General features: G+C 42.0%; 12 protein-coding genes. 1 reads left to right on the top strand and 11 read right to left on the bottom strand.

From position 1 onward, the window contains the following. Window positions 1–2 precede the first annotated feature (2 nt). From RDV49_RS05910 to RDV49_RS05900, 3 genes are read right to left on the bottom strand one after another with little or no spacing between them, the layout of a single operon-like run. The gene (locus RDV49_RS05910) at window positions 3–1811 is read right to left on the bottom strand and encodes a hypothetical protein (protein WP_003007815.1); all 1809 of its coding nucleotides are present in this window, start codon (window positions 1809–1811) and stop codon (window positions 3–5) included. Then, window positions 1808–2161: a DUF3958 family protein gene (locus RDV49_RS05905; RefSeq protein ID WP_003007816.1), complete on the bottom strand. Its 354-nt coding sequence runs from the start codon at window positions 2159–2161 to the stop codon at window positions 1808–1810. Before RDV49_RS05905 ends, RDV49_RS05910 begins: the two co-directional genes overlap by 4 nt. 2 nt (window positions 2162–2163) lie before the next feature. Further along, entirely contained in the window at window positions 2164–2511 is a 348-nt protein-coding gene (locus RDV49_RS05900) for a TIGR04197 family type VII secretion effector (protein WP_003007817.1), read from the bottom strand. A gap of 424 nt (window positions 2512–2935) precedes the next feature. On the opposite strand from RDV49_RS05900, the gene RDV49_RS05895 reads away from it, so the two are divergent. Continuing rightward, window positions 2936–4284, top strand: a protein-coding gene (locus RDV49_RS05895; protein ID WP_155106230.1) for an IS3 family transposase whose coding sequence is annotated in 2 segments (ribosomal slippage) — window positions 2936–3368 and window positions 3368–4284 — 1350 coding nt in all. Because the reading frame shifts where the segments join, the coding sequence is not laid out codon by codon here. 57 nt (window positions 4285–4341) lie between these two features. Here RDV49_RS05895 and RDV49_RS05890 read toward each other — a convergent pair. The 8 genes from RDV49_RS05890 to RDV49_RS05855 all read right to left on the bottom strand — a co-directional run bounded on the left by RDV49_RS05890 (window position 4342) and on the right by RDV49_RS05855 (window position 13746). Next, complete coding sequence (locus RDV49_RS05890) at window positions 4342–4926, bottom strand: DUF1307 domain-containing protein (RefSeq protein ID WP_003007820.1); 585 nt, start codon at window positions 4924–4926, stop codon at window positions 4342–4344. Window positions 4927–5054: 128 nt separating this feature from the next. Beyond that, entirely contained in the window at window positions 5055–6053 is a 999-nt protein-coding gene (galE, locus tag RDV49_RS05885) for a UDP-glucose 4-epimerase GalE (RefSeq protein ID WP_003007821.1), read from the bottom strand. 63 nt (window positions 6054–6116) lie between these two features. After that, window positions 6117–7589, bottom strand: a complete 1473-nt coding sequence (galT, locus tag RDV49_RS05880) for a UDP-glucose--hexose-1-phosphate uridylyltransferase (protein ID WP_003007822.1) — start codon at window positions 7587–7589, stop codon at window positions 6117–6119. Window positions 7590–7601: 12 nt separating this feature from the next. After that, window positions 7602–8780, bottom strand: coding sequence for a galactokinase (locus RDV49_RS05875; protein ID WP_229060294.1), 1179 nt, complete (start codon window positions 8778–8780; stop codon window positions 7602–7604). A 240-nt stretch (window positions 8781–9020) separates the two neighbouring features. After that, the gene (gtfA, locus tag RDV49_RS05870) at window positions 9021–10463 is read right to left on the bottom strand and encodes a sucrose phosphorylase (RefSeq protein WP_003007824.1); all 1443 of its coding nucleotides are present in this window, start codon (window positions 10461–10463) and stop codon (window positions 9021–9023) included. Between the two features lie 296 nt (window positions 10464–10759). Continuing rightward, complete coding sequence (locus RDV49_RS05865; RefSeq protein ID WP_037607947.1) at window positions 10760–11593, bottom strand: carbohydrate ABC transporter permease; 834 nt, start codon at window positions 11591–11593, stop codon at window positions 10760–10762. Window positions 11594–11606: 13 nt separating this feature from the next. Next, window positions 11607–12473: a carbohydrate ABC transporter permease gene (locus RDV49_RS05860; RefSeq protein ID WP_023022883.1), complete on the bottom strand. Its 867-nt coding sequence runs from the start codon at window positions 12471–12473 to the stop codon at window positions 11607–11609. 13 nt (window positions 12474–12486) lie between these two features. Next, window positions 12487–13746 (bottom strand): extracellular solute-binding protein, encoded by a 1260-nt coding sequence (locus RDV49_RS05855; protein ID WP_003007827.1) that lies wholly within the window; start codon window positions 13744–13746, stop codon window positions 12487–12489. Window position 13747 lies beyond the last annotated feature (1 nt).

Genomic DNA, 13747 nt, shown 5'->3' with positions numbered 1-13747 from the left:
TTCTACCTCTCGAATATAATTTTTTCTACCCCTGTTTTAGGATCTATTGTTGTAACCTTAGTAACATTTGGATTGGCCTTCAATCTTGGTAGTTCGATGTTTTCCCAAATATTTCCTGGTCGTAGTTCGCTACCAACTACAGCTCTTATTTCACCAGATACTTGCTCTGCGTAAACATTCGAAGCTTCCTCCCAAGCTGTTACACTTGAAGGAGTATTAAAATCCCATTCAGGCATTACAATGTTCGTATCATCAATCGTAGATTCTAATGTAACTCCTCCTTTATTTTTTGCTATTTTTTTCGCAACATCCATTCCTCCAATGCCATCTGTTCGTCCTGACCAGAAAAAAGCCGTATCTGGATCAGTTTTCAATCTACCTCTTATTAACTCAACATCAAAGTCAGTTTGAGTAAAATCTATTTTTGAATATCTATTTGAAAAAACAGGAATTACTGGTTTCCTATTGAAGACAGGAATCTTCCCTTTTACCTTACTATATACATCCAAGAACGTTGTATAGGGTTTATTGTAGTACTGATTATATCCAACATAAGATGTATACAAGGTACTTGCTAGTTGGAGGCTATCAGTAAAACCTCTCACCTTCTTGATATTTTTTGCACGATTGATTTCTTCCTGTGTAGCAGGTTTACCTGTAAAAGGATCAATACCTTCTTCAATTATATAATAATCATATTTAGTTTGAAAAGCAGGATCTCGCCAACTGAGCATTTTTTGACTATCTAAAAAGAAATAACGGTCTAGTAGGTAATGATAATTAGCTCGCTCTGTTTCAGATTTAAATAGTTGTGCATATGGATTCACATGAGCCATGGAGATCAATGTTTTAAGTTCAGGGTAGGCCTCTTCTAACGCTTCTTGATCCATTGCATCGATACGTTTCTTAAATTTGGAGTCCACCTTGGCTAATTCTGAAGGTGATAACCCTAAATGATCATCCTTAACTTCATTATATCTCTTCCATAACAATTTGAGATCATTCATATCCCACTTGGAGAGAACCACATCACCCTGCCCCATAGTCGTAAATCTTTTATAGGCTTGAATCACCCCTCCATACTCTTCCTCCAGTTCTGCATGTGACATTTTTGAGAGTTTGTCTTCTAACGTTTCAACCTTCGGATTCTTCACTTTGTTTAGGATTGCTTGACGTTTTTGCCATCCTAAAGAGACTGTTTGCTTCCACGATAGATCCACTCCACTACTCGGAGGCAAGTAGGTTCCACTAGCAGCATCCCATGATTGTGCAGCTTGGGCAAAACCATTTTGAACGGCCAATAAATACCGCTCTGAATTTAAAAAGATAGTTGGAGAGACTGCATTAAAAGTAAGCAGGCTAATTAATATTTTCTGTAATTTTTGTTTTACTCCCTCAAATACGGCTATGGATACCGAAAGATTTAGAAAAGCTGAAATCTTATTATCCGATTTTGTTTCCATTAACTGTCGTAGACTGGAAATCTTTTGATCTGCTTCTCTAATTTTTTCTTCTAGATCCACTTGACGCCAACTTTTACTATCTACGTCAGAGGTATACTGACTGACAAATTTTTGACACTCCTCCGCCAGAGATTCTTGGTATAAGACAATTCCTTGAATTAAAGGAATAACAGTACTTGTAATATGCGCCTTTGCTGAGTCGTAAGCATGCCCTTTTAATTTTTCTTCAGCGACAAAATTTTCAAGAACTTTAATCAATCCTATATTCTGTTGCACGCACTGGGTGGATATACTAGATAAACTAGTTGCCTGACTTCTGGCGGATTCTAGATACATATCTATACTCATGTGATTTCCTCCGTCACTAATCGTCTTTTTTCTTGGTGAATTGAATCTAACTTCATTTCAATAGATTTATGTTCTTTCCGAAGTTTTTCTAATTCTTCATCCAAACTGTATTCCATTATTCTCACTTGATGCTGAAATTCTAACTGGTCATCTATCATTTGACTTTGATATCTGCTACCTTCGAAAAGAAAATCTAGATCATTTAACCAATGTGAATCATTCAACAGCTGATCCATTACTTCCATTTTTTTCAAATCTAATTTTTCTATCCGCTGATATAAGTCCCACTCCTTCTCTGAAAGTTGTCGTTCTTTCTTATGGAGCTTATTCCAAGTATCTTCTGCACTCATATCTAATCCTCTAATACATCTAAGTATTTTGATTTCGCTTCATTCGAGAATGACGGCTTAGACTGAATAGTATTCAAAATATTTAAATTTTGACGAATCATGGCATCTTTATCTTCAAATTGGTCGGCCAAGCTATGGATATTTTGAATCATATTCACAATATGATTCGATAATTGAGCCTGAAGAGTCTCAAATTGACTAATACCATTTTTAGCACTAGTATTACCAGCAACTGTCGTTTGTTCATCTCTTTGAACTGTAATAGCTGGATGATCATTTGCAGATCCTATTGCAGTAGCATGCTGAGCAGCCACCGAAAGATCACTTTTTACTGTGTATTTATCTCCCATTCATGTCTCCTTTAAATTTTTTCATATTATAACATCTTTCACAGCTAGAAAAAAGCCTAGTTAGTGGTATCCCCAGCTCATTCACCCACACAAAAAACTCAAGCTGACTCACTTGAGTTCCTTCTTATGGATCATTGTAATCATCTGGTTGGTGGCCCTACCAAGCCTAGGGGGTTAAGTGAAATAGCTCGAGAAGAGAAGTTATCTGCCCCATAAATCTTCTAAAATGCTCGTCTGAAAAACATACAAACTCATATTGGTTATACGATAAAGTAATCTCCACTTCTTTAACCTCTTCATCTATCCATTCTTTTTTTCACAATAATCATTAATTTCTCCGCAACATCTAAAACAAAAAGAGAGCAACGATGAACTGCACCCCAAAAGTTAGACAGAAAAAATCTAACTTTTGGGGTGTTTTATAATGAAATTAACTTATGAAGATAAAGTTCAGGTCTATGAACTTAGAAAACAAGGGAGAAGCTTCAAAGAGCTTTCAAATATATTTGGGATAAAAATTCCCAATCTTCAGTACATGATTAAATTGATGGATCGTTACGGAATAGAGTTTGTTACAAAGGGGAGGAATCGTTATTATTCTCCTAAATTAAAACGAGAAATCATTGATAAAGTTCTGATTGAAGGTCGTTCACAAATAAGGGTGTCTCTAGATTATGCTCTTCCAAGTGTTGGAATGTTGCCTAATTGGATAGCACAATATAAGAAAAACGGGTATACTATTGTTGAGAAAACAAGAGGGAAACCGCCTAAAATGGGACGTAAACCAAAGAAAAAACCTGAAGAGATGACAGAGTTAGAACGTCTTCAAGCAGAAAATGAGTACCTGAGAGCGGAGAATGCTATTCTAAAAAAGTTGAGAGAACTCCGATTGAGGGACGAAAAGGAGCAAGAAGAAAAACAGAAATTGTTCAAGGATTGGTAACAGAGTTTCCTTTAGATATCCTTCTAAACATTATCAAACTTGCTCGTTCAACCTATTATTACCACTTAAAGCAACTGAATCAAGTAGATAAAGATCAAGCTATCAAAGTGGAAATACAAGCCATTTATGTTGAACATAAGGGAAATTACGGCTATCGTAGAGTTACTCTTGAATTAAGGAATCGTGGTCGTGCGGTCAATCACAAAAGGGTGCAGCGTCTGATGAAAATTCTTGGTTTAACAGCTCGTATTCGTCGTAAACGCAAGTATTCTTCATACCAAGGAGAAGTTGGCAAGAAAGTAGATAATCTTATTCAACGCCAGTTTGAAGCATCCAAACCAATGGAAAAGTGCTACACAGATGTGACAGAGTTTGCCATTCCAAATAGCACACAGAAATTGTATTTACCGCCTGTTTTAGATGGCTTTAACAGCGAAATTATTGCCTACAATCTCTCAACTTCACCAAACTTAGAACAAGTGAAAGCTATGTTAGACCAGGCCTTCACAGAGGAGCATTACGAAAATACAATTCTCCATAGTGACCAAGGTTGGCAATACCAACATCAGTATTATCATCAATTTTTAGAGGATAAAGGGATCCAACCGTCCATGTCACGTAAGGGAAATAGTCCAGACAATGGTATGATGGAGTCCTTCTTTGGCATTCTTAAGTCTGAGATGTTTTATGGTTATGAGAAGACGTTTCACTCACTTGAGCAATTGGAACAAGCTATTGTAGACTATATTGATTACTACAACAACAAACGCATTAAGGTAAAACTAAAAGGATTTAGTCCTGTGCAATACAGAACTAGATCCTTTGGATGAATTAATTGTCTAACTTTTTGGGGTCAGTACACGAAACGTAGCTGCTCCCCATTTTATTTATTTTTCGACCATACCGCCCTTAATCAAGCTGTCTTTCGTTACTGAATAACTAACTGTTTTGTCATCTAGGGGATTAAATCCTGGTACGATTTCTTTTAATTTATTAAAATCGATTTTTGTGTAATCAATGGTATTGCGGATATAAAAGATTCCGTCTTTGTATTCTGATGTTAGTTCAAATCCATGGCCCATCAGATCTTTGAATTTTTCTTGGCTCTTAGCGACGGCTTCTTTCATGGTTTCAAGAGGGTTCTCACCAGGCACTTTTGAGACGTCGTAATCATCAACTTTTTCTTGTAATAACAAGGTATCTCCCTTGTAATACAAGGTGATAGTTGACTTACCTGCTTCATCACTCGTTTCGAGAACAGTTTTTTGTGCACCTGCTAGCGCATCTTCTTTTTTGCTTTCATCAGTTGATGACTCTTTTGTCTTTTCTTTAGCGGATGATTTGCTTGTTGCTTTACTTGTCGCCTTAGTAGACGATGGACTAGTAGATTTTGTACTCTCTTTTTGTGCGCAACCAGCTAAAAGAAGACCCGCTGTCAAGAAGACGGCTAACATTTTTGTGGTTTTATTCATTTTGAATACCTCACTTTTTTATGATGGTTAAGGAAATGACTGACGTCTGAAACGAGTCATTTAGCAAGATCAACTGTCGTTTTAGATGTTATTAAAAAAGTCTCAAAAATGATGTCCCCAGTCCCTCCTTATCGATCATTGTAGCCATCTGGGTGGCTGGAATGCCAAGCCCAGGCTGTTTGGATAATGGTTTCGATATTGTCAAATTTTGGCTGCCAGCCAAGGATGGCACGCGCCTTCTCAGAGGATGCGATCAGAGTATCTGGATCACCTGGTCTGCGATCGGCCAGCTCAAGTGGGATCGGATGTCCCGTCACCTTGCGAGCTGCTTCAACGATTTGAAGATTGGAGAATCCGGTCGATGAGCCCAGATTAAAGGCGGTCGATTCATTCCCTTTTCGGAGATACTCCACCGCTAAAAGATGAGCATCTGCCAAGTCAAATGGATGGACATAGTCCCGAACATTGGTGCCATCTGGTGTCTTATAGTCATCTCCAAAAATAGAGATCTTCTCGCGTTTGCCTTGGGCTACTTGTAAGACGATTGGCAAGAGATGGGTCTCGGGTCCATGGTCTTCTCCGATAGATCCGTCAGGCTTGGCACCTGCTACATTAAAGTAACGAAGGGGCACATACTTGATGCCGTAGGCTTGATCAGCCCAACGCATAATGGTTTCCATCATGAGCTTGCTTTCGCCATAAGGGTTGATTGGTTTTTGAGGAGTGGTTTCAAGAATCGGAATTTCTTCTGGAATGCCGTAGGTGGCAGCAGTTGAAGAAAAGACGATGTAGTGCACCCCACATTCATGCATGACTTCCAAGAGCTTGACCATGCCTGCTGTATTGTTATCAAAATATTTCAATGGATCGGCCATGGATTCAGCGACCAGTGAGTAGGCCGCAAAGTGGATGACGGCGTCAATATCTGCATGTTCCTTAAAAACAGTGCGCATAAAGTCTTGATCCGCCAGATCTCCTTGGTAAAAGACGGCATCTGGATGCACCGCTGCACGGTGACCTGTGACCAGACTATCGACCACGACGACTTTTTCCTGTCCTTCATTGACCAAACGGTCCACCATATGGGAACCGATGTAACCAGCTCCTCCGAGTACGAGTATTGCCATTTGTTTTCCTTTCGCTTATTGTCTTCTCTCTTATTGTACCAAATTTCTGCCGCTTCTCCACACTTAAAGTGTCGCAACAAAGCGTCTAAAGGCAGCTTGTCCTTCTGATGTTCTCTTGTAGACTCCAGCATCTTCCAGCACGCGCGCAAAGATCTGGCCAACTGATTCACGGACAAGGGCCTCTGCCTCTGCTTCTTCTGTGATAGCTGGGTGAGTGGCTTTCAAATCATCTGCCCAAGGCTGGTGGTAGGTCGCTACCGTGCTCTCACGTCCAAGCAAATAGTCTTGAACCTGCTTGAGCTCTTCCTTGAGGCGAGGTGGCAAAATGGCCAAGCCCATGACTTCGATCAGGCCGATATTTTCTTTTTTGATGTGTTGCACATCCGCATGTGGGTGATAAATGCCATCGGGATGCTCTGGTGAGGTTTGGTTGTCACGGAGCACCAAGTCCAGTTCATAATGCCCATCACGAATTCGTGCAATGGGGGTAATGGTATGGTGGGGCTGACCGTCGGATGCCGCTAAGACTTGAACGGCTGGATCCGAGTAGCCTCGCCAGGCTGTTAGGATATGGTCTGCCAGGGCAATCAATTGCGCCTTGTTGTCCGATTGCAACCGGAGAACCGACATGGGCCAATTGACAATTCCTACCGATACAGCCTCAAATCCCTCAACGCTAAAGCTTTCCTCAACAGGAGCTAGCTCCATAGGGAAGGTATGGCGTCCGCCTTGGTAATGGTCATGAGTCAGGATGGATCCCCCTACAATGGGCAGGTCTGCATTGGACCCTGCAAAATAGCCTGGGAAAGTCTCGACAATGGTCAAGAGTCGCTCAAAGGTCTTGCGGCTAATGGCCATAGGAACATGCTGGCTATCGAGGAAAATGCAGTGTTCATTGAAGTAGGCATAAGGGGAATATTGAAAGCCCCAATCATGACCGTCCATATCAAAGCGAATAATCCTGTGATTAGCCCGGGCTGGATGGTCTAGGCGACCTTGATAGCCTTCATTTTCAAAACACAATTGGCAGGCTGGATAATGACTAGCTTTGGCAAGCTTGGCCGCCGCAATGTCTTTAGGATCTTTTTCAGGTTTTGACAGATTAATGGTGATTTCAAGAGAACCGTAGGGAGTTTCTGCCTCAAAGGCAATGTTTTGCGCAATGGCTTTGACTTTGATGTAATCATTGCGCTTAGAGAGGGCATAGAAATCTGCAATCGCGTCTTCTTTGGACTGACGGTAGGTCTCCCAAAAGCGATGGTTGACCTGACTAGGGCTAGGGGTGATCCAATCCATCAACTCCGCACCCAAACTGTCTTTTGCGGCCATACCATCCTGGATCTTGCTATTTGCAACAGCGATCTCTACCAGCTGATCTTTGAGTGCGATCAACTCTTCTTTTTGGGCTGGAGCATCTAGCCCTTCTTCTCCAACGCGACTCATGATGCGATTTTTTAGATAAATCCGATCCATCTCTTCGTAGTCACTCGCCGCAATGACGGCTGTGACAAATGCATCTAATACCTGTTCTGTCATCCTATCTCCTTTTTAATCAAGCACCCGTGTTCCTGCCGCAACCTCTGCAATATAGAAGCTTGGCGCATAGCCAACGACTTCTTCATAGCGTTTGCCGACAGCTTCTTTAAATGCTTCAACCTTATCTTTGTTTACGAGGGCAATGGCACAACCACCAAAGCCTGCTCCAGTCATACGAGCGCCCAAGACGCCTTCTTGTTCCCAGGCTGTATGCACCAAGGTATCCAATTCTAGACCTGTCACTTCGTAGTCATGCTCCAAGGATACGTGGGAAGCGTTCATGAGACGGCCAAAGCCTTCCAAATCACCTGCTTCAAGTGCCTTACGAGCTTGGAGGGTCCGTTGGTTTTCAAGTACAGCATGGCGAGCTCGTTTGATGCGATTTTCATCCTTGATCAAGTAGCTGTAGGCATCAAAAGCCCAGAGATCCAATTCCCCTAAGGTTTGGATATCCAATTTTTCTTGGAGTTCAGAGACGGCAGTTTCACATTCCGCACGGCGTTCATTGTATTTTGAATCCGCTAATTCCCGGCGTTTGTTGGTATTCATGATGACCACGACATTGTCTTTGAGGTCCAGCGGTACCAGATCATACTCTAGGGTGTTGGTATCGAGATAAATAGCCCGTTGATCAGCTCCCATACCGATGGCAAATTGGTCCATGATCCCAGAGTTAACTCCGATGAAGTGATTTTCGGTTTGTTTCCCGATCTTGACCAGATCTAGACGATCTAACTGAAGATCATATAGTTTCTCAGCGATGACGCCAATCAAGAGCTCAAGCGATGCTGAAGAAGAAAGACCGGATCCGTTTGGAATATTGCCGTAGACATAGACATCCATACCGCTATCAATGACATGACCAGCTTCTTGCAAGAAGTGGAGCACGCCTTTTGGATAGTTGGTCCAGTTGTGCTCTTTTTCAAAGTGGAGATTTTCAAGTGGAACTTCAATGATCCCCTTGTCTTCAAAGTTTCCTGAGAAGAAACGCAAGACCTTATCCTCACGCTTTCTTGCAGCTCCGTAGGTACCAAGTGTGATGGCTGCTGGGAAAACATGACCACCATTATAGTCCGTGTGTTCACCGATCAGATTGATCCGTCCTGGTGAAAAGAAAGTGTGGTCAGCCTTTTCCCCAAAGACAGCCTGGAATTTTGCTTGTAAATCTTGAGATGTGATTGTTGTCGTCATGAGAAACTCCTTTAGTTTTGTAAACGTTTTTATACTTGTATTATATCTGATCAGAAGTAAAAGTTCAAGTATTTTTAGTAAAATTTTATTAATTTTTTATTTTAAGTTAAAAAAGCATAGAAGAGAGGGTTTTGTCCTATTTCAACCTCTAGTCACTTTTGTCTATTTTAAGTTAATTTTAGTAAATTTTTACCAAAAAATCTCAATTGGGAGGACACCCAATTGAGATTTTAAAAGATTTTAAAACACCTTTTCTCGACCATTTTCTGTCACTTGGTAAGTGCCCTCAGCAAGATCGATTCGGGCTACTGCTGTGACAGTCTGCTCTTTATTTTGGCGCGTGATGACAATGGTATGTTCATCTGGTGTTTCCACCTCAATGCTTCCTTCTATGTCAAAAGCTTGCGAGTTGTTCCGGAAACTAAAGAGCTTGAGAAGGGATTGCACGACTGGCCGCTCCACTTCTTGAGCAATTTCTTCATTGCTGTAGTAATGACGGTTGATATTGCGGCCTTCTTTGGTGTTTTCTAAGAGTTCCAAATCATTCTTCCCAGCTAGGAATCCAACATAATAAACTTGTGGAATGCCTGGTGCAAAGGCTTGAATTAAGCGGGCTAGGAAGTACTTACGATCGTCATCTCCAAGCGCTGAATAGTAGGTCGAATTGATTTGGTAGATGTCCAAATTGTTGTATTCTGCTGTGGAATATTTGCGTTTAACATTTGCTCCTACCTTATAGAGCTCATTTGAAGCATAGTCAATCTCTTCATCCGTCAAGATATCCTTGACATCGACCACCCCAATCCCATCATGGGTATCGAGCGTCGTGAATTGCTTCATCGGACTCATCTTCAACCACTTGGCAAGACGCTCCACTTTTGAACTATAGAGGGTATAGAGGGTTACCATTGGAAGGGCGAAGTCATAGACATAATAGTCGTGATCGGCAATCTTAAATTGGATGGAATAGTGCTCATGAATCTCTGGAAGAAGCTCAGCGCCGTAGCCTGCCGCCATATCGCGCACCTTATCCAACAAATCCCAAATGTCTGGCTCCACGAAGAAATCATTGGTGTCCAATTTCTTCACCGCATAGGCAAAGGCATCTAGTCGAATCAGGTCACAGCCATTGCTCGCCAGGTGTTCGATGGTCTTGCGAATAAAGTCCATGGTCACGTCCTTGGTCACGTCTAGATCAATCTGCTCTTCCCCGAAAGTATTCCAGAGATGCTCGGTCGTCCCATCCGCAAAAGTGATAGCTTGTTTTGGAGCCCGGTCTTTGCGCTTATAAATCAAATCTACATCTGCTTGAGTTGGGCGATTCTCTGGCCAGAACTTGTCCCAGTTGAGAAAGAGATCCTTATAGGCACTTTGGTCATGCTTTTCTTGGTAGTCCTTGTAGTATTTAGATTGACGAGAAATGTGATTGATCATAAAGTCAAACATAAGATAGTACTTGTCGCCCAAGCGTTTGACATCTTCCCAATCTCCAAAGGCTGGATCCACTTGGTCATAGTCTACAGGCGCAAAGCCACGGTCACCAGTTGATGGGAAAAATGGCAAGAGGTGAACCCCACCTACTGCATCCCCAAAATGTTTCTCCAGATTTTCATAGAGATCCTTAAGGTTATTTCCTAAGCTATCTGAGTAAGTAATTAACATGGTTTTGTTTTGAATTGGCATAATGGTTCCCTTTCTTTTTTGAAAGCCAAGTCTTTGAGGACCTGGCTTTCATGAGTTTTTCTATTTTAGAATTACTTCCTAGGATACGATTGAAATCAGCAAGCTGAATCGTTACTTTGTATCTGGAATTGAACACGGGACTAATTTCTTAGGAAAAAAGATAAATCTCCTTGTGTGCAAGCACACTACGTCGATTTCCTATATTTCCACAGCCGTTACTACTTCAGTAGTCTACGGATGTGGATGCCCTAGGGTACTACAGAAATTTTCAGCAAGCTGAATCGTCCCTTTGTATCTTATTTCACTGCGCCGTTGCTCATTCCTGCAATGATATGGCGTTGGAAGAAGAGATAGACAATGGTGATACTGATGATACCGACCACGTAAGAGGCAAAGCTTGGTCCGTAGTCGTTGAAATATTGGCCTGCGTAGTTGTATTGGAACAAAGGCAAGGTCCACATTTTTGAATCGCGGTTCAAGACAAGGAGTGGCAACATGAAGTCATTCCAGAACCAAAGGGCATTGATAATCATGGTTGTCGCATGCATGGGTTTCATCATTGGGAAGATGATGCGGAAATAAGTTGTAAACTTATTAGCCCCATCGATCTCTGCTGCTTCATCCAGACTTTCTGGGATAGAGATTTTGATATACCCTACATAGAGGAAGAGGGTCTGTGGAATCGCATAGGTCAAGTAGAGCAAAATCAAACCAAAGGTATTAGCCAAACCAAGTTTGCTCATCATAACCGTAATCGGAATCATGATGACTTGGAAAGGTACGAAAATCCCCAGGATCAAGAGGGTGTACATGATGGTAAAGGCTTTTCTCTTACTCATATTGCGAGCGATGGAGTAGGCTGCCATAGGGATAAAGATCATTACTGCAAGTAAAGACAAGACAGTGATGACGACAGAGTTCCAATAATAGCCTCCGATCCCATCAGCCAAGAGACGGCTAAAGTTGTCCCATGTGAAATTCGTTGGGAATCCAAAGAAATTGTCTACGATATCCTTGGTGGGTTTGAAGGAACTAAAGAGGGTGGCAAGGAGCGGCACTAAAATCAGAACCGATCCTAGAATCAATAGAATGTATTTGCCAATCAAGGCTTTTTTTTCATCTTGTTTCATCGTGCTTCTCCTCTTAAATTTCAAATTTCTTAGATACTCTCAATTGGATGATCGAAATCACTACAATCAAGAAGAACAAGATTACGGCAATGGCATTGGCGTATCCGAATTGGTTGTTTTTAAAGGCGTAGTTATAAACCAAGAGCCCAAGTGAGGTTGTGGCATTGTTTGGACCCCCACCAGTCATGGCAAAGACTTGGTCAAAGGCGGTAAGCCCACCTTTTAGGGCTAGGATAAAGACCATAGAGACACTTGGTAGCAAGTAAGGCAATTCAACATTCCAGAAGACTTGCTTGCTCGTTGCACCATCGATTCTTGCTGCTTCTGTAATCTCAGTTGGGATAGATTGCAGACCAGCTAGGAAGATAATGATGGGCATGGCCACCCCTTGCCAAAGAAGGACAAAGACAGCCGCAAAGATCGCTCCCCACTTAGTCCCTAAAAGACTGGTTTGGAGAAACTCAATATGAAGGGCATTCCCAATGGCTGGTAGACCGTAGTTGAAGACTTGTTTGAAGATCAAAGCCACTGTCAAACCAGACAAAACAGCTGGGAAGAAGAACCAAGCACGGAAGAAGGTTTGCCCTTTGATTTTAGAGTTCAAGACACGCGCAATGAAGATCCCAAGGGCAATTTCACCAACCACCATGGCAATCGTGATGATCGCAGTAAAGCCAATCGCATTCATGAATTTTGGATCCATAAAGAGGAGCTTAAAGTTGTTCAAGCCAACAAACTTGTAGTTATAGGTCAAACCTGTCCAGTTGGTAAAACTGTAAAAGGCTCCTTGGAACATTGGCACATAGAAGAAAATTGCTTGTAATAAGAGGGGAATGACCACAAAAGCCCATGCCCAATATTTTTGTAATACTTTTTTCATCGTCTCTCTACTCCTAATCCACATCCGCTTTCATCGGGTTAAAGAAGGCATTCAAATCATTGACCATTCCTTGCTTATCACCTGTCAAGACATAGTTCATCGTCAAGGTATGGAAGTCTGCTTCACTGGTCCAGTACTGTTGCAACCACACCAAGTGACGATCCGTAAAGGCATATTTGGTCATCCCAGCAAGCGGTGAATCCTCTCCTGCTTGTTTGACCCCTTCGATCGCTGTTGGAGATCCGTCCACATCATAGTATTTTTGCATGACTTCTGGACGGGTCATGTATTCCACAAAGGCATTGGCTTCTTTTGGATGTTTGGTAGTAGCTGAGATAGACCATGCTAAGTCTCCCGCACCAACGGTTAAGCTTTGTCCTTTTTCTTTCCCTGGAATCATGAAAGTCCCAATCTTAAATTTCGGTTTTTGTTCATTGATCGCGGTAATGGCCCAAGACCCATTTGGTGTCATGAGGACATCTCCACGCGCGAAGGCACCGATAACGTCTGTATAACCTGCACCTTCCCAGTTCTTTTGCTTAGAACCTTTAATGCGAAGGATATCCATGACCTTGATGTCATCCTTCATAATCGGATCAGACAATTTAATGGAATTTGGCTGAGAATAACGAAGGTATTGGTTGGCTTCTTTTCCTCCACCTGCTGCTGTCGCAAAGGCCAATTGATTGTACCCATTGAGTGTCCAAGCTTCTGCTCCTGCAATCCCAAATGGAGTTTGTCCCTTGGCAACGATGTCTTTTACCAACTGTTCAAATTCGTCCCAAGTTTCAGGAACCTTCAAGCCCAATTCTTCGAATTTATCTTTGTTGTAGTAGATTCCGTAAGCATTGGCTGTGAAAGGAACGTTGTAGACTTTTCCGTTTACAGCATATTTTTCAGCGTAGCCGTTTTTCACGCGTTTGAGATAGTCTTTATTGCTTAAATCTTCGAAGACACCCGCTTTTGCCCATTCTTGCAGTTCGATAGACTGTGGGTAAATATTGACCACATCTGGCACATCTCCTGCGAGGACACGGGTCTTCAACACCTCACCAGCGTTTGGTACATTGACAACTTTGACCTTGACCTTTGGATTTTCCTTTTCAAAATCACGCGCGATTTCTTCCAAGGTTTTGGTCATTTCTTTTTTCTGGTTGAAATACTCGATGGTCACTGTGCCATCCGCAGATTTTCCATCGTTGGAGCAAGCACCGAGCCCAAACAAGGCTAGGCCTGTAGTCGCAAGAAGTCCGATTTTTTTATACCATTTCATT

Origin of the sequence: Streptococcus parasanguinis (assembly GCF_031582885.1) — a bacterium.
Classification (GTDB): Bacteria; Bacillota; Bacilli; order Lactobacillales; family Streptococcaceae; genus Streptococcus; species Streptococcus parasanguinis_M.
This window is presented reverse-complemented; position numbering and strand designations above follow the sequence as displayed.